This window comes from Streptomyces sp. ISL-12 (assembly GCF_018614415.1).
Lineage (GTDB): Bacteria > Actinomycetota > Actinomycetes > Streptomycetales > Streptomycetaceae > Streptomyces.
The window spans coordinates 12,003-32,796 of sequence record NZ_JAGGOO010000083.1 but is presented as its reverse complement, the minus strand read 5'-3'; the positions used below and the strand labels follow the sequence as shown (position 1 = coordinate 32,796).

Genomic DNA, 20,794 nt, shown 5'->3' with positions numbered 1-20,794 from the left:
GGTGGTGTCTCCCCGGCGGACGTTTCCCTGGTCGGTGCTTCCCGGGCCGGTGTCTCCTCGGCCGAGGTTTCCCCGGTTGGTGTCTCGGTGGCTGGTGTCTCCTCGGCCGAGGTTTCCCCGGTTGGTGTCTCGGTGGCTGGTGTCTCCTCGGCCGAGGTTTCCCCGGTCGGCGCTCCCCCGGCGGATGTCCCCCCGGTCGGTGTCTCCCCGCCCACCGGCCCGGTGCCGTCGGCCCGCTCCGTGAGCACCGGTGAGACCTCGCACCCCTACCGCCCCGGTGAACTCGCCCTGTCCGCCGAGGAGATGCGGGTTGCCGGCCGCCATGCCGTGGACCTCGTCGTCCAGCGGCTGTGCACGGTGGCGGACGGCCCGCCGCACGCCGTCGCCGGTCCCGCCGCACTCGCGGCACTGCTCGACGAGCCGCTGCCCGAGGAGGGCGGCGACCTGACCGGACTGCTCGACCACCTCGCCCAGGACGTCCTGCCGCTCGGCATCCGGTTCGACCACCCCCGCTGCTTCGCCTTCGTGCCCACCACCGGGAACTATCCCGCGGTCCTCGCCGACCTGCTCTCCACCGCCCACCTGAGCGTCCCCGGCGCGTGGCTGGTCGGTTCCGGCCCCACCCGGGTGGAACTGACCGCCCTGAACTGGCTGAAAGAGCTGCTGGGCCTGCCCGGACACTGGGGCGGCCTGTTCGTCAGCGGCGGCTCCGTCGCCAACCTCACGGCACTCGCCGCCGCCCGCGACCATCACCTCGCCGGTGATCTGACCGGCGCCCGCCTGTACTGCTCCACCCAGGCCCACCCCTCCGTCGCCCGCGCCGCACACCTGCTGGGTCTGGGTCGCGACCAGCTCACCGCCCTCGAACCCGACGCCGGCCAACGCCTCGATCCGCGGGCCCTGGCCGCCCGGATCGACGCCGACCTCACCGACGGCCTGCGTCCCCTCGCCGTCGTCGCCACCGTCGGCACCACCGGCACCGGCGCCGTCGACCCCGTCACGGACCTCGCGCGGCTCTGCCGCCGGCACGGGCTGTGGCTGCACGTCGACGGTGCCCACGGGGCGGCGTACGCCCTCTCCGAGCGCGGCCACCACCTGCGCGACGCGCTGGCGCACGCCGACTCCCTCACCTTCGACCCGCACAAATGGCTGTTCCAGCCCTACGAGACCGGCTGCGTCCTCGTCCGCGACCCGGAGCTTCTCAGGGCCACCTTCCGGATGGCCCGCCACCACCTCGACACCGGGTACCTCCACCCCGCCGAGGCCCGTCACGACGAGGTCAATTTCGACGACCTCGGCCCCCAGCAGTCCCGCGGCCTGCGCGCCCTGAAGGTGTGGCTCTCCCTCAAGACCTTCGGCGCCGCGGCCTTCCGCCGTGCCGTCGACCACGGCCTCCACCTGTCCGACCACGCCGCCGCCCGCATCACCGCCCACCCCGACCTCGACCTCACCAGCGCCCCCGGCCTCGGCATCCTCACCTTCCGCTGCCGGCCGCCGGGCTGCCCCGCCGACCCGTCCGCCGTCGACCGCCTCCAGCAGTCCGTCAGTGACGCCGTCCGCGCCACGGGCCGGGCACTGCTGCTGACCACCCGCGTCCACGGCCGGACGGTCCTGAGGATGTGCACCATCAACCCGGCCACCACCACGGCCGACATCGACGCCGCCCTCGAACTGGTGGTCCGGGCGGGCCGGGCGCTGAACGGTGCCGGGTGAGGCGTATCGCGGAAGCCGGCCGCCCGGCCGGTCCCGCGGGCCCTCCCGGAGAGGCGGTGACGAGGGTTCCTCACCCCGGCGCAGCTCAGCGGGGCCGGGTGCGACAATGGGCGCGGGGGTCGGAACCGGCAGCAGTGGACCGCAGGTGAGACATGGAGACCAGGCTCGTGCCCGTCGAGGGCCCGGTGGCGCCGAGGGCGAGGCGTCGTGGATGAGGTCGCGCTCACAGCCGCCGGTCTTTACGTCATCGTGCTGCTGCGGGCCGGAGGGACATACGCCGTCGGACGGCTCGCCGGCGCCGGCGCGCGGCGCAGCAAGCTCGCCGCACGGTACTCCTCGGGCAGGTTCCGGCGCGTCGAGCGGGCGATCCAGCGCTGGGGCGCGCCCGTGGTCGCCGTCTCCTTCCTGACCGTCGGTTTCCAGACCGCGGCCAACTTCCTCGCCGGGAGCATGCGCATGCCCCTGCCGCGCTATCTGCCCGCGCTCTTCGTGGGCGGAGCGGGCTGGGCGCTGATCTACGCGACCGCCGGGCTCGGAGCCCTCGAACTGCTGGGGCGGCTGTTCGCCGAGCGGACGGCGTTCGGGGTCGCCGCGGTCGCCGTGGTCCTCCTCGCGGTGTGCGGCTGGGTGGTGTACCGCCGTCGGCGGAAGGCCGCCGCTCCGGCGTTGCGCGAGGCCGTGGTCGAAGAACAGCACTGACGGCGGCTCGCGTCACGCGGTGATCCTCACCCCGCCCGGACGCCCGGTTTGCGGTAGCGCGAGTCAGGTGGGCCTCGATCGTCTTGCGGGACAGGAACAGCGACGCGGCGGCCTCCCCGTTGCTGAGTTCCTCGCCGACGGCCCGGGCGACCTGGAGTCTCTGCGAAGTGAGCTGGGCGAGCGGCCGGGGGGCGCTGCCGCGGACGGCCGCCGCAAGCGGCGCAGCACCTTACCGGCCATGACCGGGGTCACCCGTTCGCGGCAAGCCGCCGGGCCACGAACCGGAGGATCTGCCGCGACGGGGGATCGGCCCACTACAGGCCCTCGACCAGGACCAGCCGGCAGAGGCCGGTGGGTATCCGCGGCGGCCAGGACACCGAGCGCGCCCGCGCACACGGGTTGTGTCCGGCCGCTGGGCGGCACCCACCGGCCAGACGGTCGCCGAGGCGCTCGGCGTGGTGCCGCTCAGCGGCCGGAACTGGAACAGGCAGCAGTGAGGCGGTCGAGGACGCCCTTGAGGCCGGCGACCTGTTCGAGGCCACTCCGCTGTTGTTCTCCGTGCTGAAGGAGGCCGAGGTGCGCGAACTGGGCCGGCGGCTCGGCGAGGTCGGCACCGTGTCGTCGCCGAGACCCTCATCGGTCAGCTCCGCAACGACACCGGGTCCTCCGTCGATCAGCCGAGCTGGAGCCCCGCCCAGGGCGTCCGGCTGTTCACTGGCCGGCCCGTCCGCACCAACGCGGACTTCCTGCGGTCCGCCGGCGTCCTCTGATCATTCGAAACCGTCCGGGTCACGCCCCCCGCCCCCGTACCCGCCCCGCCGCCCGCCGCAGCAGCGGCCAGGCCAGCAGCAGCACGATCACCGCGTACACCGTCACCGAGAACGGCGTGTCGACCAGGCCGGTGACGCTGCCGTCGCTGATCTGCAGCGCGCGCCGCAACTGCTGCTCGGCGGCGGGGCCGAGGATCACGCCGATGACGGCGGGCAGCACCGGCAGCCCGTAGCGCCGCATGCCGAAGCCGACCAGGCCGATGACCAGCAGGGTCACCAGGTCGACGACCTCGCCGCCGACGGCGTAGGCGCCGACCGCCGCGAAGAACATGATGCCCGCGTAGAGGTAGGGGCGCGGAATGCGCAGCAGCTTGGCCCAGACCGGGGCCAGCGGCAGGTTCAGCGCGAGCAGCAGCACCATGCCGACGAAGAGCGAGGCGATCAGGCCCCACACCAGCTCGGGCTCGCGTTCGAAGAGCAGCGGGCCGGGCTGGATGCCGTACTGCTGGAACGCGGCCAGCATCACCGCCGCCACCGCCGTCGTCGGCAGCCCCAGCGTCAGCATCGACACCAGCGTCCCCGCCGCCGACGCGGACGCCGCCGACTCCGGGCCCGCGACGCCCTCGATGGCGCCCTTGCCCCACTCGTCCTTGTGCTTCGAGAGCCGTTTCTCGGTGACGTACGACAGGAAGGTCGGGATCTCCGCGCCGCCCGCCGGGATCGCGCCGAACGGGAAGCCGATGAACGGGCCCCGCAGCCACGACTTCCAGGTCCGGCCCAGATCCGCCCGGCCCAGCCAGGGCCTGCCCACCGGGATCGGATCGGCCGCCCCGCGCCGCAGATGGGCCGCCACCCACAGCGCCTCCCCGATCGCGAACAGACCGACCGCGACGATCACCACGTCGATGCCGTCGGCCAGTTGCAGCGAACCGAACGTCAGCCGCTGCTGTCCGGTCATCTGGTCCAGGCCCACCAGCCCGATCGTCAGGCCGATCAGCAGCGACGCCATCCCGCGCACGCGCGAGGAGCCCAGCACCGACGTCACGGCGATGAACGCCAGCACCATGATGGCGAAGTAGTCCGGGGCGCCGATTCCCACCGCCAGGTCCGCGACCGTCGGCGCCAGCGCGACCAGCAGGATCGTGCCGATCATGCCGCCCGCGAAGTGGCCCACGGCGGCCGCGGCCAGCGCCTGCGCGCCGCGCCCCGCCTTGGCCATCGGGTTGCCCTCCATGGCCGCTACCACGGCCGCGCTCTCCCCGGGCGTGTTGAGCAGGATCGAGGTCGTCGAGCCGCCGAACATGGCGCCGTAGTAGATGCCCGCGAACATGATGAACGCGGCGACCGGGTCCAGGCCGTACGTCACCGGCAGCAGCAGGGCGACCGCCATCGCCGGACCGATGCCGGGCAGGACGCCGATCGCCGTGCCGAGCAGCACACCGAGCGCGGCCCACAGGAGGTTGAGCGGGGTGAGGGCCGTACCGAAGCCGTCCCACAGCGAGTTGAGGGCGTTCATGTCACAGGACTCCCATCAGCGGGCCGCCGGGGAGCGGGACACCGAGCAACTGGTCGAAGACGGCGTACGTGACGACGGACAGCACCGCGGCGATCAGCGGGTCGCGGTCGAGGCGGCGGCTGCCCAGCGCGAACGCGGCGCCCCAGAACAACAGCGCCCCCGCGATCGGGAAGCCGACGGGCTCGATGAGGACGGCCGCGCCCAGGAAGACCCCGGTGAGCATCAGCACCGTGCGCCAGTCGGCGGGTTCGGACAGGTCGACGTCCTCGCCGCCCTCCGCCTCGCCCCGGCCGCCGCGCAGCACGTCCACCGCGAGCAGCGCGGCGATCAGCAGCAGCCCGGCGCCGACCGCGACCGGCACGGTCCGCGGGCCGACCGGGCCGCGCTGGGTGATGTCGACGTCCATGGCCAGCGCGTCGGTCAGCACCAGCACGCCGAGCGCCAGCAGCAGGACGCAGACGCCGAGTTCGGAGTGGTCGCGCAGCCATGAACGCCGGTCGGTGGCGGCGGCGGGGGCGGGATCCGTACGGGTACTCACAGGCCCAGCTCCTTCAGTACCGACACCACGCGCTGGTCCTGCGCGTCCAGGAAGTCACCGAACTCCTCGCCGGTGAGGAAGGCGTCGTCCCAGCCGTTGGTCTCCATCGACTTCCGCCACTCGGGCGAGTCGTGCAACTCCTCGACCAGCCGCACCAGTTTGTCCCGCTCGGCGTCCGACAGACCGGGCGGCGCGACGATGCCGCGCCAGTTGGTGAAGTCCACGTCGTACCCGGCCTCCTTCAGCGTGGGAGCGTCCAGCCCCTCGACCCGCTCGGGGCCGGTCACCGCGAGCAGCCGCAGCTCACCCGCCCTGATCTGGTCGAGGTACTCGCCGACGCCCGAGACACCGAAGGCCACCTTGCCGCCGAGGATCGAGGCGAGCAGCTCACCGCCGCCGTCGAACGGGACGTAGTTGACCGCCTTCGGGGCGATCCCCGCCGCCCGCGCCATCAGCATCGGCGCGAGATGGTCAGGACCGCCCGGTGACGAACCGCCGCCCACCGGCAGCTTGCCCGGGTCCTTCTTCCAGGCCCCGATCAGCTCGTCGATCGTCCGGTACGGGGAGTCCTTGGCGACCACCACGACGTCCTGCTCCTCGGTGAGGCGGGCGATCGGCGTGGTGTCGGCGAGGGTGCGGGGCGCGTCGTTGGAGCGGACGGCGCCCACCACGCCCAGGCCCATGGACATCGCGAGCCTGCCGTTGCCGTGCTCGCCCACCAGCCGGCTCAGCCCCACCGTGCCGCCGGCGCCGGGCAGGTTGAACACCTCGATGCCATGGGTCAGTCCGGCGTCCTCGGCGTCCTTCGCGGCCGTACGGGCCGTGATGTCGTAGCCGCCGCCGGGCGTGTTGGGGACCATGAGGCGCAGGCCCGGGATCTGCGTACCGGTCCCGTCGCCGCCGCCGGTGTCCAGCAGCGGCGGTCCCACGAGCACCAGCACGGCGGCCCCGAACAGGGCGAGGGGGGTGCGCAGGCGCACGATGCCACCACCTGTCGTCGCGTCGATGTGGGCCACATGGTGCCCGCTCCCCGGCGGCCCGTCGTCTTTGCGTCACCAACGGAGGTTGTGGTCTTTGCGGTCATCGTCACCGCTCACCCCTGGCGCCGGCCCGGCCGGTCTGCGAACGTCACGGCGGTGAGATCTCGGTGACCAGCGCCCCGACGGGCGCCGCGCACCGCCCGCACGACCGTCAGCCACCCCGTCGACGCGGTGGCGGAAGGAGCGACATGACGACCGGAACCAGCCGGACGGAGCCGATCGACACCCTCGTGGTCGACGACGACTTCATGGTGGCCCGGATCCACCGCGCCTTCGTCGAACGCGTCACCCCGTTCCGCGTCGTCGGCGCCGCCGCCACCGGCGAGCAGGCCCTCGCCGCCGTCGACCGGCTCCGCCCCGGCCTGGTCCTGCTCGACCTGTACCTGCCGGACGTGTTCGGCCTCGACCTCCTGCCGCGGCTGCGCGCCGCCGGCCACGACTGCGACGTCATGGTCGTCAGCGCGGCCCGCGAGACCGACACGGTGCGCGCCGCCGTACGGCAGGGCGTCGTCGACTACCTCCTCAAACCCTTCGAGTTCGAGGACCTGCGGCTACGCCTGGAACGGTACGCCGTTCAGCGCGGCCGTCTGCTGGAGACGGTGGTCCGCGGCCAGGCCGACGTGGACCGGGTCCTGGCGGGCGCGGGCGGCCCCGCGCCCGGCCCGGCGCTGCCCAAGGGCATGAGCGTGGAGACCGCCGAGCTGATCGAACGCGCCCTCCGCGACGCCGACGGCACCCTGTCCGCCAGCGAGTGCGCGGCCCGTACCGGCGTCTCCCGGGTGAGCGCCCGGCGCTACCTGGAGTACTTCCACACCGTCGGCAGCGCCGAGGTCTCCCTGCGCTACGGCGTCGCCGGCCGCCCCGAACGCCGCTACCGCCACCGCGACCGCGATCGCCCGGTGGGCCCCGGGGGTTGGCCGTCCACCGGTCTGCCGTCCACCGGTCTGCCGTCCACCGGCGGGGTCCGGGCGTGAGTCGGTTCTTGATCGTGAGGTGCCCCCCGGGTGAGGTGCCCCCGGGGGGGTGAGGTGGCCCCACGGGCGAGGTGGCCCCGAGCCGGTCAGTAACGCGGCCGGGTCGAGATCTCCAGGGCCCTGCCCAGTCCCTCGGCGTCGGTGCCCAGTTTGCGGTAGACCGAGGAGAGCACCTGCCGCACGCCCTGCTCGGTCAGGCGCAGTTCCTTGGCGACCACGTCCGGCGGATCGTCACGGGCGGTCATCTCGGCCGCCCGGCGTTCCCGCGCGGTGAGCGTGTCGGTCTGCGCGTACCGCAGCGGCAGCGACCGCAGCCCGGCCGCGGACAGCTCCGCCCTGGCCCGGCCGGCCAGCCCCTCCGCGCCGCAGTGCACCGCGCGTTCCAGCCCTTGGTAGAGCCGGTCGGCGGCCTCCTGCACCCGGCCGTTGCGGGACAGCAGCGCGCCGTGGCCGACCAGCGCGCGGGCCAGCTCGTAGGCGGCGGGCGACGCCTCCAGCCGCCGCACGGCCTCGTCGTACAGCTCCAGCGCCACCGCCCCGCCGGTCACCTCCGCCTCGGTGTGCAGGGCCTGGCCGATCACCGACGCGGCCCCGAAGTCCCGGGCCCGCTTGACCGCCTCCCGGGCCAGCCGCACCGCCCGGCCGGGGTCGGCGCGGGCCACGGCCCGGGACAGGTGCAGCTGCCAGGGACACCAGGAGGGGTTGCGCCAGGCGCGTTCGTCCAGCCGCTCGCCGACCTCGGTCAGGACGCGCGCCGCCGCCCGGTCCCGGCCCTCGGCCAGCAGCAGCTCGGCGTGGACCGTGCGGGGATCGGGATAGATGACGGCGTTCGGCACGGCCTCGCCGTAGCGGTACCGGTCGGCGAGCCGGCGTGCCTCGGCGGTCCGGCCCCGGGCCAGCAGCGTCTGGACGAGGATGCCGACGGCGAACCACTGCGCGGGCACCGCCCCGTCCACCCGGTCGGCGATCGTGAGGCCCGCCCGTACCAGGTCCTCCGCCTCGGCCAGCGAGCCGCGCCGGTAGCGGATGTACCCCAAGAGGGCCTGCCCCAGCGCCAGGTGGGAACCGCGCCAGCCCTTGCTCTGGCACTCGGCGATGCCCTGGGCGAACAGTTCCTCCGCCCGGCCCGGCTGGTCGCCGTACATGAACACCAGGGCGACGGAGACGGGCACCTCGAAGCCCTGGTGCTCGCTGGTCCAGCTCAATCCGCCGCGCAGCGCCTCCTCGGCGAAGGCCAGGGGGATGTGCCGGGGTTCGCCGCGCAGTACGGCGTCCCAGGCGCGCATCCCGAGGATGTAGCGCTCCTCCAGACCGCGGCCGGGCATCCGCTCGGCCAGCCGGGCCAGGACGCGGGAGCGCGCGGGGGAGTCCGGCTCGTCGGTGCGGGAGGCGCTCCACACGTAGTGGTCGGCCAGCATACGCAGCCGGATGCGGGCGTTGGTGGCCCGCCGGGCCTCCTCCCCGGCGACCGCGGCGGCCTCCGCGACCTGGTCGGTGTGGGCCAGCGCCTGGGCCAGCCGGAAGACGATCGAGGCGCGCAGACCGGGGTCGATGTCCGGTTCCGCCAGCGCCGCGCGGAGGTGACTGACGGTGGCCGCGGGGTCGATCAGGAAGGTGGCGCGGGCCAGTTCGTGGAGCAGGGCGGCCCGCTCCTCGGACGGCGGCGGCTCGTGGAGCGCCCGGGTCAGGACCCGCTGGGCGGCCTCCGGCGCGCCGGCCCGCAGGTACTCGCGGGCGGCCGCCCGCAGACAGGCGACGGCGGCCGGCTTGCCCTCGCAGGGCACCTCCAGGAGGTGCCGGGCGGCGGCGGTGGGGCCGAGCCCGGCGGCGAGGACGGCCTCGGCGGCGGTGTTGTGCATCCCGACGCGCAGACCGGCCGGGACGTCCCGGTACACCGCCCGGGCGATCAGGGGGTGGACGAACTCCAGGCCGCCGCCGGCCCCGGTGCCCGGGGCGAGGATACGGGCGGCGCGCAGCCGCTCGGTCGCCGCGGCGCCCTCCTCGGTGCCGACCACCGCGAGGGTCGCGGCCAGCTCCGGCGGGGCCGGTGAACCCAGTACGGCCACGGCCCAGGCGAAACGGACGGTGGCACCGCCGAGCCGGTGCAGCCGGTCGGCCAGTCCCGGCCCCTTGACGGCCGAGGCGAGGTTCCGCATCGCCGCGAGATCGGACGCGGTGCCGGTCAGTCCGGCCTCGTCGAGCCGTACGGCCAGTTCGACGGTCTCGAAGGGGCTGCCGCCGGTGACCGCCCAGCACTCGGCGCAGAACGCGTCCTCGGCACCCTCGCCCACCCTGTCCCGCACGATCCGGGCCACGGCGGTCTCGGTGAGCGGGGACAGGCTGTGCGGGCGCTGCCCATGACGTTCCGTCAGTGCCCGGAACGCGTCCGCCTCGGAGGGCAGTTCGTCGGGCCGGTAGGCGGTGACGATCAGCAGAGGGAGGTCCTCGGCGCGGGGTGCGAAGGAGGCGAGCCAGCCGAGGGACTCGACGTCCGCCCAGTGCGCGTCGTCCAGCAGTACGACGACCGGCGCCTTGCGCACGGTGAGCCGGGTCATGACCCAGTCGAGGCCGTCGCGGACGCTCAGGGGGTCGGGGGCCCGGGCGGCACCGGCCGCCTCCAGACCGAGGGCGGCGGCGACGATGTCGTACCAACTGCCCAGGAACGCACGGCGCTCGTGGCCGTCCAGCGCCGCCAGCGAGGGCTGGAGCAACTGGCGCAGCACCCGGAACGCCAGCTCCTGCTCGTTCTCCCCGCCGCGGCCGGACAGCACCGTGCAGCCACGGGCCACCGCCCGGGCCCGGGCCTGGGACAGAAGCGTCGTCTTGCCCATCCCGGCCGGTCCCGTGAACGCGACCACGCCGCCCCGCCGCCCGCGTGGCGTGTCGCCGTCGGTGTCGCACAGCCGGGTCAAGGCATCGTCGAGAGCGCGCAGTTCGTGCGCGCGTTCCAATAATGAACGGTTACCGGTGCCCGGTTGACGCAGTCCAGTCGCCATCTGCCGTACTGCTTCCTGTCGACGGCCGTCGGAGGACAGCGCCGAGCGTACGCCCTGGCGGAGCCGGACTGCCCGGATTCTGAGACAGGTTCGACGAGGATGGGTGAATCCGGCTCCGCTGGTGTATGGGGCGGGCTCCGGGTGGGTAGCGAGGCTCGGATCGCCACCGCGCGGACCCCGTGGGCGCGACGCCGACCGCGCGGCGCGCCCCCCCCAGGGAGGCTGTCCGCACGGCGGTCGCCCGCACGGAGACTGTCCGCGCGGCCGCCGTCGGCGTCAAACGGCGTCAGGCGGCAGCGGGCGGTGTCACGACCCCACGGGCGCCACCGGCCCCACCGGCACCTCCGCCGTCTCCGCGTACCGCGGCACCACGCGCGACCAGTGGTAACAGCCCCGTATCCACCCGGCCATGCCCTCGATGTACCCGGCGCCGGCGGGGCTCAGTTCGGGGGCGATCACGTGGCGCAGCCGCTGGAACTCCTCGATCGTGGCGTTGATCCGCCGTACCGCCAGGGTGACGGCCTGGGGCAGGGAGCAGTCCTGGGTCCGCCGGTAGGCGAGCGCGAGGTTGATCAGGCCGCCGGTCCGGTGCTCCTTCACCGCGGAGAACAGGTCGGGTATCCACACCGCCGCGTCGGCCGAGAGCCTGGCGAGGCGCCGCATCACCGGGTGGTGCAGTTCCCGCGCGGTCAGTTCCTCGGGCTGCGCGGCCTCGCACAGCGGATAGAACGGCTCCACCCCGGCGATCAGCGCCCGGATGGAGGTGACCAGTGCGATCCGCGGCGGGAGCGAGTGGTTCTGCGCCACCGCCTCGTACAGCAGCCCGTGCACGTACTCGCGGCTGTTCCAGGCCCAGCGGGCCGCCTGCGCGGGCGTGCACCGCTCCCGGACGCGCCGGTGGAGGTCGGTCAGGGCCGCCCCGAGCGGGGTGACCGGCGGCTCGCCGTCCCGCAGGATCGCCACGCTCTCGCAGACCATCGGCAGCAGCGCGTCCGGCCCCGAGCGGCCCAGTTCCTCCGCCCGGTCGTCGAAGACGAACTGGTACGCGATCTGATCGGCCACCAGCTGGAGCAGACCGGCGTCCATCGTCGGGCTGTTGTACGAGGCGAGCTGCGCCGGACGGGTCCGGACGATCATGTCCGCGACCGCCGGGTCGTCGGTCAGCCCCCAGCGGCGCAGCCAGGTGTCGACGCCGGCCGCCGCCCGCTGCTCATGGGGGTTGGCCAGGAGCGGGAAGGGCATGTGGAGCGTGGTCTCGATCAGTTCCTTGAGGCTGCTTCCCGGCGTCCCGGCCGGGACCTCCTCGCGCGCCTGCTCCGTCGCCTTCGTCATCGGCACCGTGCTCGTCGGCTTCGTCGTCCGCACCGTGCTCGTCGGCTTCGTCATCCGCACCGTGCTCGTCGTGTTCGTCACCCGTGTTGTCATACGTCGTCACCTGCCTGTCGGGAGTCCGGTCCGTGGGGCGCCGTCCAGGGGCGCGGGTGCTCTGCCCGGCAGGTGTGCCCGTGGTGCGCAGACCAGTACCAGCGACCGGGGACCCAGCGTGGCCGCCGGACGCGGCCGGCCGACCGGACCCGACGGTGAGCGCAGCCGCCAGCGACGGGCGATGACGGCCACGGCGGTGACGGCCTCGGTCATGGCGAACGTGTCGCCGATGCACTTGCGGCTGCCCGCGGCGAAGGGCAGCAGCGCCCCGCCCGCCCCGTCGGCCGCCTGTCCCGGCAGCCACCGCTCCGGACGGAACCGCTCGGGCTCGGGGAACGAATCGTCCCGGTGGTGCAGGAGGTAAGGGCTGTAGAGAACGGTGGCGCCGCGCGGCAGGCGGTGCCCGCCCAGTTCGGTCTCCCGGGTGGTGAGCCGGGTGAACAGCCAGCCCGGCGGGCGCAGCCGGAGGGTCTCGGTGACCACGGCGCGGGTGTGCACGAGCCGGGTCAGCTCCTCGGGGCCGGGCAGGGACCGGCCGTCCAGGACCGTGTCCAGCTCCTCGTGCAGCGGGCGCTCCGCCTCCGGGTGGTCCGCCAGCAGGCCGAACACGGAGGCCAGGCACATGGCGGTGCTCTCGACGCCGGTGAGCAGGAGCGTGACCAGCTGGTCGCGGACCTCCCGCTCGGTGAGCGGTTCGGCCGGTCCGGGCGACGCCGCCGGTCCGGGCGACGCCGCCGGTCCGGCACCCGGCGCGCCGTCCGCGCGCGTGGCCGCCAGCAGGGTGCCCAGGAGGTCGTCGCGGGGTACGCCGCGGCGCCGCTCGGCGACGATGGCGTCGACCAGCGTGTGCAGCTGTGACACCGCGCTCCGGTACCGCCGGTTGGCGGGGGTGGGCAGGCGGAACAGGGCGTCGACGGGCAGGACCGTCCGGACGAACAGCCCCCGGACGATCACCGCGAGACAGTCGCGCACCGCCGCGGCCCGGCCGGCGTCCAGGGAGTCGGAGAAGAGCAGCCGGCTGGTGACGCCCGTGGTCAGGGCGACCATCGCCGCCGTCACGTCGACCCGCTGTCCCGGCCGCCACGAGCCGCCCACCGACGCGGCCTCCGCGCCCATGACACCGGTGCACCGGGCCACCCGCGCGGGACTGAACGCGGGCTGCAGCATCCTGCGCTGCCGTCGGTACTCGTGGTGGGGGCAGGTCACCAGGCCGTCGCCCATGAGCCCGCGCAGCCGGTCGTACAGCGGGCCGCCCTTGTCGAAGGTGCGCGGGTCCTTGAGCATCCGGTGGACCAGGGCCGGGTCGCAGACCATCCAGGCCCGGCGCGGTCCCAGACGTATTTCGACCAAGTCGCCCCGCGCGGGCAGGGTTTCCAGAAAGTCCAGCGGGCGCCGGAACAGTGCGATAGCGTTTCCTAAGAACGGTAATATGCCCGGCGCAACACCGGTCGTCCAGACGCGCTCCGTCGCGGATACGGCCTCGCTCATGGGACACCACCTGCCTCAGCCGACGTACGGACGGGCCCGGTGACCGCTCACCGGGCCGCTGCTCGATTCATTGTTCTGCCCGGCTCAACGGCTCGTGGCCGCCCCGTGTCCCCCCATGCGGGGGCGCACAGGTGCACGAAGGGGCGTCCGCACCCTCGGAAGGGACGGGGGGCCACTCAAGGGGACGGGGACGGCATTCACCTCCCGGGCGCGCCCGCCCGCAGCCCGTCCATGACGAAGTCCAGCAGCCGGGTGGCACGCGTCTGCCAGTCGTGGTGCGGCTCGATCTGCCACAGCCCCGCGATCGCGAGATAGAAGTCGTCCGCGGTGACACCGGGGCGGATGGTGCCGGCCTCCTCATTGGCGCGCAGCAGGAGTTCGGCCGCGGCCAGCACCGGGGAGGGCTCCGGCTTGGCCGGGCCGTCCGGGGCGCAGGTGGCCTGCCGGATGGCCTCGGCCAGACCCGCCTTGGTCAGGGCGAAGCGGGCGAGGTGATCCAGCCACGCGCGCAGGGCCTGTTCGGGGTCCCGCTCCGCGAGCAGTGCGGCCGCGCTGTCGGCGACCTGTCCCATCTCGTGGCGGTAGATCTCCAGGACCAGCGCCTCCCGGTTGGGGAAGTTGCGGTAGAACGTGCCCTGGCCGACCCCCGCCTTCTTGGCGATGGCGCTCAACGGAGCGTTGGCACACCTCGTCAGCTCGGTCAGTGCCACTGCGAGGATCCGCTCACGGTTGCGCTGTGCGTCCGAACGCAACGGCGCCTTGTGCCCCGGCTGTTCCACCAGTCCTCCTCACGGGTTCCTGTCCGAATCCCGTCCTTGCTAACCGGACAGCTGTCCGTTACGTTTTTTCCAGCGGACAGCTGTCCGGTTGACGTCAGCATATCCACAGGCGCGGCACGCGCCAGAGGCCCCGGCCCACCGGCCGCGGGCGGCCCTCGCCGTGTCGCGCCTCCCCCAGATGCTTCCCGAGCCCACTCTCTCGTACAGCGCCACCCCCTCGTACCCTGACGCATGAAGAAGGCTGACCCATGGCTTCAGCGCCCTCGCCGACGTACAGCGCCATCACCTTGAACATCAACGGCGAGAAGCACCCCCTGACCGTCGACCACCGCATCACCCTGCTCGACGCGCTGCGCGAGCGGCTCGACCTGACCGGTACCAAGAAGGGCTGCGACCAGGGACAGTGCGGCGCCTGCACGGTTCTGATCGACGGGCGGCGGTCGGTGGCCTGCCTGCAGCTCGCGGTCGCGGCCGACGGGCGCGAGATCACCACCGTCGAGGGCCTGGCCGACGGCGACCGGCTGCACCCGGTGCAGCAGGCGTTCCTCGACCTCGACGGCTACCAGTGCGGCTACTGCACGCCCGGCCAGATCTGTTCGGCCGTCGGCGTCATCGAGGAGCACGCGGCGGGCTGGCCCAGCGCCGCCACCGACGACGTACGGCCCGAGGCCGGGCCGCCCGAACTGACACCCGAGGAGATCCGGGAGCGGATGAGCGGAAACCTGTGCCGCTGCGCCGCGTACGTCTCCATCGTCGACGCGGTGGCCCGCGCCGCCGAGGAGCGCACGCACGGCACCGAGGAGGCGGCGGCATGAGGGAGTTCGGCTATCAGCGCGCCGACGACGTCCCCGGTGCGGTGGCCCTGCTCGCCGCCGACCCCGACGCCCGTTACCTCGGCGGCGGCACCAACCTCGTCGACCTGATGAAGACCGGCGTCGAACGGCCCGGCCTCCTCGTCGACGTCCGCGAACTGCCCCTGGACGGCATCGAGCCGACCCCCGACGGCGGACTGCGGATCGGCGCGACCGTCACCAACAGCGACCTCGCCGCCCACCCCGAGGTCCGCCGCCGCTACCCCGCGCTGTCCCAGGCGGTCCTCGCCGGCGCCTCCGGACAGCTGCGCAACATGGCCACGGTCGGCGGCAACCTGCTCCAGCGCACCCGCTGCGGCTACTTCACCGACACCGCCCGGCCGTGCAACAAGCGCGTCCCCGGCAGCGGTTGCTCCGCACTCGGCGGCGAGCACCACAACCACGCCATCCTGGGCGCCTCCGACCACTGCGTGGCCACCCACCCCTCGGACATGGGCGTGGCGCTCACCGCGTTCGACGCCGTCGTCTCCTACGAGACGGCGGAAGGACCGGGAGAGCTGCCCCTCGCCGACTTCTACCTGCCCGTCGGCGACACCCCGCACCGGGAGACCGCCCTGCCGCCGGGCGCGCTGATCACCGGCGTGACCCTGCCGCCCGCCCCGGTCGCCGCCCGCTCCCGCTACCGCAAGGTGCGCGAACGCGCCTCCTACGCCTTCGCGATCGGCTCGGTCGCCGCCGCGCTCGACGTACACGACGGCGTCGTACAGGAGGCGCGGCTGGCCTTCGGCGCGGTCGCCTCCCGGCCCTGGCGGGCCCACGCGGCCGAGCGCGCGCTGACCGGCGCCCCCGCCGACGCGGAGACCTTCGCCGCCGCCGCGGACGCCGAACTGGCGGCGGCCCGGCCCCTGCCCCACAACGGATACAAGGTGACCCTCATGCGCAACCTCGTGGTGGCCGTCCTGACGCAGCTCACCGAGGAGGCCGCCCGATGACCACGGCCACCACCGGCCGTACGACGCCGAAGGGCGCCGTCGGCACCGCCCACACCCGCGTCGAGGGCCGCGACAAGGTCACCGGGGCCGCCCGGTACGCCGGGGAGATCCCCTTCGCCGGCCTCGCCCACGGCTGGCTGGTCCTCTCCACCGTCGCCCGCGGCCGCGTCCGCGCGATCGGGACCGGCCCCGTCCTGGAGATGCCGGGCGTGCTCGCCGTGCTCCACCACGGCAACGCGCCGCGCGTGGAGACCGACTACATCGGCATGCTGGGCGTCCCCGACCCGACCGCCGCCGTCTTCCAGCACGACCGGGTGCCGCACGTGGGCTGGCCGGTCGCCCTGGTCGTCGCCGAGACGCCCGAACAGGCCCGCGAGGCCGCCGAGTCCCTCGTCGTCCAGTACGACGAGGAGTCGCACGACACCGCGCTCTCGGCGGACCGCCCGGACGCCTACCCGGGCGACGGGTTCATGCCCGCCGTGGCGGAGAAAGGCGACCTGGAGGCCGGACTGGCCGCGTCCGCCCACGTCGTGGACGCCGAGTACACCACCCCCGAAGAGCACCACAGCATGATGGAGCCGCACGCGGCCACCGCCCACTGGGACGGCGGCCGGCTGGAGGTGGTCGACTCCAACCAGGGCACCACCTGGGTCCAGAGCGATCTGGCCAAGATCTTCTCGCTGGACGAGTCCGCGGTCCGGGTCCGCTCCGAGCACATCGGCGGCGGCTTCGGCAGCAAGGGCGTCCGCGCCCACCAGGTGTCCGCCGTGATGGCCGCCACCGTCCTCCAGCGGCCGGTCCGCGTCGTCATGACCCGCCGCCAGATGTTCTCCCTCGCCGGCTACCGCAGCCCCACCGCCCAGCGGGTCCGGCTCGGCGCCGGCGCCGACGGCCGGCTGCGCGCCCTGGAACACCGCTCGCTGAACCAGACGTCCACCGTCTACGAGTTCGTCGAGCCCAGCGCCGCCGTGGCCCGGGTGATGTACGACGCCGACGCCCACCGCACGGTCAACGACGTCGTACGGCTCGACGTGCCGTCCCCGACCTACATGCGCGCGCCGGGCGAGGCACCCGGGTCGTTCGCCCTGGAGGCGGCCCTCGACGAACTGGCCGAGAAGTGCGGCCTCGACCCGGTCGAACTGCGCCTGCGCAACGAGCCGGAGACGGGACCGGTCTCCGGCATGCCGTTCAGCAGCCGCAACCTGGCCGCCTGCTTCCGCGAGGGCGCCCGCCGCTTCGGCTGGGCGGACCGCGACCCGCGTCCCCGCGTGCGCCGCGAGGGACGCTGGCTGCTCGGCACCGGCACGGCCGCCGCCTCCTTCCACGCGGGCGCCCTGCCCTCCACCGCCCTGGTGACCGCCGAGCCCGACGGCACCTTCACCGTGCGGATCGCCGCCGCCGACATCGGCACCGGCGCCCGTACGGCCATCACCCTGGTCGCCGCCGACGCGCTGGAGACGACGCCGGACCGGGTCCGGGTGCGCATCGGCGACAGCGACTTCGGGCCGGCCGGGATCGCCGGCGGCTCCATGGGCACCCGCTCCTGGGCCTGGGCGGTGCAGGCCGCCGCCGCCGAACTGCGGGAGCGGCTCGCGCTGGGCACCGGCATCCCGCCCGAGGGCATCACCGTACGGTCCGACACCACCGAGGCGCTCCAGGCCCTCGCGCAGAAGGAACGGCACTCGTTCGGGGCGCAGTTCGCCGAGGTCGCCGTGGACACCGCCACCGGCGAGGTACGGGTGCGCCGGATGCTCGGCATCTTCGCGGCCGGCCGGATCGTCAACCCGCTCACCGCCCGCAACCAGCTCCTCGGGGGCATGGCCTGGGGCATTTCCATGGCCCTGCACGAGGAAGCGGTCCGCGACCACGCCTTCGGCGGTCTCTACGGACCCGACCTCGCCGGCTACCACGTCGCCACCCACGCCGACGTCCCGCGCCTGGAGGCCGACTGGGTGGACGACCCCGACCCGGAGGACCCGGTCGGCATCAAGGGCGTCGGTGAGATCGGCGTCGTCGGAGCCGCGGCGGCCATCGCCAACGCCGTCTGGCACGCCACGGGCGTCCGCCACCGGCACCTGCCGATCCGGCCGGACCGCGTCATCGAGGCGGGCGGACATGTTTGACATCGCCGGCGAGCTGCACCGCTGGGCCGCCGAGGGCCGGGACTTCGCCGTCGCCACCGTCGTGTCCGTCGGCGGCAGCGCCCCGCGCGGTCCGGGCGCCGCCCTCGCCGTCGACGGGGAGGGCACGGCGATCGGCTCCGTCTCCGGCGGCTGCGTGGAGGGCGCGGTGTACGACCTGTGCGTCCAGGCCCTCCAGGACGGCCGGACGGTGCGCGAGCGGTTCGGCTTCAGCGACGAGGACGCCTTCGCGGTCGGGCTGACCTGCGGCGGCATCATCGACGTCCTGGTCACCCCGGTCCGCGCGGACGCGCCGTCCCGCGCGGTCTTCGAGGCGGCCCTGACGGCCGCCACCGGCCAGGGCCCCGCGGCCTTCGCCCGGGTCGTCGAGGGCCCGGCGGAGCTGCTGGGGCACGCCCTGCTGGTCCGGCCCGACGGATCCCACGAGGGCGGCCTCGGCGGCCACCCCGACCTGGACCGCACGGCGGCGGCCGAGGCCCGCGCCCTGCTGGACGCCGGCCGCACCGGGCTCGTCGGTCTGTCGGAGGACGGTTCGCACTGCCCCGGCGGGCTCTCGCTGCTCGTCGAGTCGAGTGTGGAACCGCCCCGGATGATCGTGTTCGGCGCGGTCGACTTCGCGGCGGCGCTGGTCCGGGCCGGCAAGTTCCTCGGCTACCGCGTGACGGTGTGCGACGCCCGGCCCGTCTTCGCCACGGCGGCCCGCTTCCCCGAGGCCGACGAGGTCGTCGTCGACTGGCCGCACCGCTATCTGCGGGGCACCGCCACGGACGGGCGGACGGTGCTGTGCGTGCTCACGCACGACGCCAAGTTCGACGTGCCGCTGCTGACCGAGGCGCTGCGGATGCCGGTCGCGTTCGTCGGCGCGATGGGTTCGCGCCGCACCCACGCCGACCGCACCCGGCGGCTGCGCGAGGCCGGCCTGACCGACCGCGAGCTGTCCCGGCTGCGCTCGCCGATCGGCCTCGACCTGGGCGCCCGTACTCCCGAGGAGACGGCGCTGTCCATCGCGGCGGAGATAGTCGCCGCCCGGCGGGGCGGCACGGGCGTACCGCTCACCGGTTCGGCCGCGCCGATCCACCGGGACCTGACGGGGGCGGCGGCCTGAGACGCGGGGCGGGGGTACGAGCGGCTCACACCGTGCCGTGCCCCGCCAGCGGTCCCACGGTCAGGCCCGCCGCGCGGCAGTCGGCGACGACGGCGGGCAGGGCGCCCAGCGTGGCGCGCCAACTGCCCGGGGCGCACGCGTGGTCGCTGTCGTGCAGCAGCAGCGTCCCGCCGCCGCGCAGGTCCGCCGCGGCCGTGCGGCGCACCGAGGCGGGCGTGGCGTCCCGCCGCCAGTCCTTGCCCCACGCCGTCCACAGCACCGGCCGCAGCCCCGCGCGCCGGGCGGCCGTCCAGCGTCCGGTGGTGAGGATGCCGTAGGGCGGGCGGTACCAGTACGGCCACCGGCCGGTGACGTCGCGCACCGCCCGCGCGGCCCGCACCAGCTCGCGGGCGTCCCGGGCCGGTGAGGGCAGCCAGGGGCGGTCGTGGGCCCAGCCGTGGACGGCGAGTTCGTGCCCCCGGCGGACCGTCTCCGCGGCCACTTCCGGATGGCGGGCGACGCTCTCGCCGAGGAGGAAGAACGTCGCCCGCACGCCGAGATCGTCCAGTGCGCCGAGGAAGCGCGGGGTGGAGACCGGGTCGGGGCCGTCGTCGAAGGTGAGGGCGACATGGCCGGGGTGGCCGACGCCGGCCAGACCGGGCAGCCAGCGGCGGCGCGGCCCCGGCAGCCAGGTGGCGGCCGGACCGGCATGGGCCAGCGCCACGGCGAACGGCACCACGGCGCAGGCCGCGCGCAGGACACGGGACCGGTCGCTCATCCGTCGGGCTCCTTTACTGAGGCAGGGGGCAGAGGGCAGAGGGCAGAGGGGTGGGGCTGTGCCAGGGCCGGGGCCGGCGTGCGGACGGCCCACGTCCCGCATCATCTCCGTACCCAGCCGCTCCCGCCGCCCGGACCGTCGCGCGCCGCCGCCGCGGTGTCCCACGCGCCGTGCACCGACGGCGCGCGGGCCAGCCCCAGGCTGCCGAGGCCGATCAGGGCCACCCCGATCAGCTCCGGCAGGATCCGCACCCCGAGGGCGATCTCCTCCCCGAACAGCGTCCAGCCCAGCGCCACGCTGGTCAGCGCGTCCCCGAGAGTCAGCGCGGGCTGGGAGGCGGCGAGCGTCCCGGCGCGCAGCGCGCTCTGGAGCAGCAGGAAGCTGATCACGCCCACGAACCCGGTGGCGTACAGCGGCCACTGCGTCAGTACGGCGCCCGCGCCCTGGGGGAACCGGCCGGTGACCTCCTTCAGCAGCGCGGCCGTCCCCCCGAAGGCCACCGCGGAGGCCGAACCGAACAGCGCGGCGCGCGGGGCGCCACGGGTCAGTCGTCCGGCCGCGGCCAGCGCGGTCACCGCACAGAGCACCGCCGGCCCGGCCGCCGCCCACCGGCCCGGCGTGGCGGTGTCCTGGCCCTCGGCGGGCGAGGCCGCGCCCAGGAACAGGGCCAGCCCGACGGCCAGCGCCCCGAACGCCAGCCAGGTCGTCGAGTCGGGGCGATGGTGGAACACCACGCTGCCGACCACCAGGGTGAACAGCAGCTCACTGGCCATGAGCGGCTGGACGACGGCCAGACTGCCGACCGCGAGCGCCGCCGCCTGGAGCACGGTCGTCACCGCGAGCAGTGCCGCACCGCCGACCCAGTACGGGTCCCGGAGCAGCCGCAGCAGCCAGCGGACCGGGTGGCCCGGCGCCGCGTCGTCCGCGTCCTGCGCGGCGGCCCGCCGCTGCAGTACCGACGCGGCGGCGTTGGACAGCGCGGCGAACAGCGCGAGGACGACGGTGAGCGCACTCACCGTCGCGCACCCCCGGCCACCGGAGCCGGCCGC

At 74.6% G+C, this 20,794-nt stretch carries 16 protein-coding genes; 7 read left to right on the top strand and 9 right to left on the bottom strand.

Features of this window, described 5'->3' with window-relative positions:
* The first annotated feature begins 240 nt into the window (after positions 1-240).
* Both J7I94_RS23080 and J7I94_RS23075 read left to right on the top strand, forming a co-directional pair.
* Positions 241-1,713: an aminotransferase class V-fold PLP-dependent enzyme gene (locus J7I94_RS23080; RefSeq protein WP_308114664.1), complete on the top strand. Its 1,473-nt coding sequence runs from the start codon at positions 241-243 to the stop codon at positions 1,711-1,713.
* Positions 1,714-1,920: 207 nt separating this feature from the next.
* On the top strand, positions 1,921-2,412 hold the full coding sequence (locus J7I94_RS23075) for a DedA family protein (protein ID WP_215169531.1): 492 nt from the start codon (positions 1,921-1,923) through the stop codon (positions 2,410-2,412).
* Positions 2,413-3,201: 789 nt separating this feature from the next.
* Here the strand turns inward: J7I94_RS23075 and J7I94_RS23070 are convergent.
* The 3 genes from J7I94_RS23070 to J7I94_RS23060 are packed head-to-tail and all read right to left on the bottom strand — an operon-like array spanning position 3,202 to position 6,216.
* Complete coding sequence (locus J7I94_RS23070; protein ID WP_215169529.1) at positions 3,202-4,698, bottom strand: tripartite tricarboxylate transporter permease; 1,497 nt, start codon at positions 4,696-4,698, stop codon at positions 3,202-3,204.
* Between the two features lies 1 nt (position 4,699).
* Positions 4,700-5,236 (bottom strand): tripartite tricarboxylate transporter TctB family protein, encoded by a 537-nt coding sequence (locus tag J7I94_RS23065; RefSeq protein ID WP_215169527.1) that lies wholly within the window; start codon positions 5,234-5,236, stop codon positions 4,700-4,702.
* Positions 5,233-6,216 carry a tripartite tricarboxylate transporter substrate binding protein gene (locus J7I94_RS23060; protein WP_215169572.1) on the bottom strand — a complete coding sequence of 328 codons (984 nt, stop codon included), beginning with the start codon at positions 6,214-6,216 and terminating at the stop codon, positions 5,233-5,235. The genes J7I94_RS23065 and J7I94_RS23060 overlap by 4 nt, the downstream gene beginning before the upstream one ends.
* A 248-nt stretch (positions 6,217-6,464) precedes the next feature.
* Here J7I94_RS23060 and J7I94_RS23055 point away from each other — a divergent pair, with 248 nt between their 5' ends.
* On the top strand, positions 6,465-7,250 hold the full coding sequence (locus tag J7I94_RS23055; RefSeq protein WP_215169525.1) for a response regulator: 786 nt from the start codon (positions 6,465-6,467) through the stop codon (positions 7,248-7,250).
* Between the two features lie 86 nt (positions 7,251-7,336).
* Here J7I94_RS23055 and J7I94_RS23050 read toward each other — a convergent pair whose 3' ends face one another.
* The 4 genes from J7I94_RS23050 to J7I94_RS23035 all read right to left on the bottom strand — a co-directional run bounded on the left by J7I94_RS23050 (position 7,337) and on the right by J7I94_RS23035 (position 13,938).
* Positions 7,337-10,246: an AAA family ATPase gene (locus tag J7I94_RS23050; RefSeq protein WP_215169523.1), complete on the bottom strand. Its 2,910-nt coding sequence runs from the start codon at positions 10,244-10,246 to the stop codon at positions 7,337-7,339.
* Positions 10,247-10,552: 306 nt separating this feature from the next.
* Positions 10,553-11,659 carry a (-)-alpha-amorphene synthase gene (locus J7I94_RS23045; protein ID WP_308114662.1) on the bottom strand — a complete coding sequence of 369 codons (1,107 nt, stop codon included), beginning with the start codon at positions 11,657-11,659 and terminating at the stop codon, positions 10,553-10,555.
* Positions 11,660-11,677: 18 nt separating this feature from the next.
* Positions 11,678-13,159 carry a cytochrome P450 gene (locus J7I94_RS23040; protein WP_215169521.1) on the bottom strand — a complete coding sequence of 494 codons (1,482 nt, stop codon included), beginning with the start codon at positions 13,157-13,159 and terminating at the stop codon, positions 11,678-11,680.
* Between the two features lie 197 nt (positions 13,160-13,356).
* On the bottom strand, positions 13,357-13,938 hold the full coding sequence (locus J7I94_RS23035; protein WP_215169519.1) for a TetR/AcrR family transcriptional regulator: 582 nt from the start codon (positions 13,936-13,938) through the stop codon (positions 13,357-13,359).
* A 248-nt stretch (positions 13,939-14,186) separates the two neighbouring features.
* Here J7I94_RS23035 and J7I94_RS23030 point away from each other — a divergent pair, with 248 nt between their 5' ends.
* Genes J7I94_RS23030 through J7I94_RS23015 form a run of 4 tightly spaced genes read left to right on the top strand, consistent with a single transcriptional unit; the run spans position 14,187 to position 18,988 of the window.
* Positions 14,187-14,753, top strand: a complete 567-nt coding sequence (locus J7I94_RS23030) for a (2Fe-2S)-binding protein (RefSeq protein ID WP_215169517.1) — start codon at positions 14,187-14,189, stop codon at positions 14,751-14,753.
* Positions 14,750-15,742, top strand: coding sequence for a xanthine dehydrogenase family protein subunit M (locus tag J7I94_RS23025; protein ID WP_215169515.1), 993 nt, complete (start codon positions 14,750-14,752; stop codon positions 15,740-15,742). Before J7I94_RS23030 ends, J7I94_RS23025 begins: the two co-directional genes overlap by 4 nt.
* Positions 15,739-17,865 carry a xanthine dehydrogenase family protein molybdopterin-binding subunit gene (locus J7I94_RS23020; protein ID WP_215169513.1) on the top strand — a complete coding sequence of 709 codons (2,127 nt, stop codon included), beginning with the start codon at positions 15,739-15,741 and terminating at the stop codon, positions 17,863-17,865. The genes J7I94_RS23025 and J7I94_RS23020 overlap by 4 nt, the downstream gene beginning before the upstream one ends.
* The gene (locus tag J7I94_RS23015) at positions 17,858-18,988 is read left to right on the top strand and encodes an XdhC/CoxI family protein (RefSeq protein WP_215169511.1); all 1,131 of its coding nucleotides are present in this window, start codon (positions 17,858-17,860) and stop codon (positions 18,986-18,988) included. Before J7I94_RS23020 ends, J7I94_RS23015 begins: the two co-directional genes overlap by 8 nt.
* 25 nt (positions 18,989-19,013) lie before the next feature.
* Here J7I94_RS23015 and J7I94_RS23010 read toward each other — a convergent pair whose 3' ends face one another.
* Both J7I94_RS23010 and J7I94_RS23005 read right to left on the bottom strand, forming a co-directional pair.
* A complete protein-coding gene (locus J7I94_RS23010) occupies positions 19,014-19,745 on the bottom strand; it encodes a polysaccharide deacetylase family protein (RefSeq protein ID WP_215169509.1) in 732 nt (243 codons plus the stop codon).
* 101 nt (positions 19,746-19,846) lie between these two features.
* Positions 19,847-20,761, bottom strand: a complete 915-nt coding sequence (locus tag J7I94_RS23005) for a DMT family transporter (RefSeq protein ID WP_215169507.1) — start codon at positions 20,759-20,761, stop codon at positions 19,847-19,849.
* Positions 20,762-20,794: the final 33 nt, after the last annotated feature.

Excerpts from the sequence above, each read along its gene's own strand:
- J7I94_RS23070 (WP_215169529.1), bottom strand. The coding sequence starts at position 4,698 with ATGAACGCCCTCAACTCGCTGTGGGACGGCTTCGGTACGGCCCTCACC.
- J7I94_RS23055 (WP_215169525.1), top strand. The coding sequence starts at position 6,465 with ATGACGACCGGAACCAGCCGGACGGAGCCGATCGACACCCTCGTGGTC.
- J7I94_RS23050 (WP_215169523.1), bottom strand. The coding sequence starts at position 10,246 with ATGGCGACTGGACTGCGTCAACCGGGCACCGGTAACCGTTCATTATTG.
- J7I94_RS23040 (WP_215169521.1), bottom strand. The coding sequence starts at position 13,159 with ATGAGCGAGGCCGTATCCGCGACGGAGCGCGTCTGGACGACCGGTGTT.
- J7I94_RS23030 (WP_215169517.1), top strand. The coding sequence starts at position 14,187 with ATGGCTTCAGCGCCCTCGCCGACGTACAGCGCCATCACCTTGAACATC.
- J7I94_RS23025 (WP_215169515.1), top strand. The coding sequence starts at position 14,750 with ATGAGGGAGTTCGGCTATCAGCGCGCCGACGACGTCCCCGGTGCGGTG.
- J7I94_RS23020 (WP_215169513.1), top strand. The coding sequence starts at position 15,739 with ATGACCACGGCCACCACCGGCCGTACGACGCCGAAGGGCGCCGTCGGC.
- J7I94_RS23015 (WP_215169511.1), top strand. The coding sequence starts at position 17,858 with ATGTTTGACATCGCCGGCGAGCTGCACCGCTGGGCCGCCGAGGGCCGG.
- J7I94_RS23010 (WP_215169509.1), bottom strand. The coding sequence starts at position 19,745 with ATGAGCGACCGGTCCCGTGTCCTGCGCGCGGCCTGCGCCGTGGTGCCG.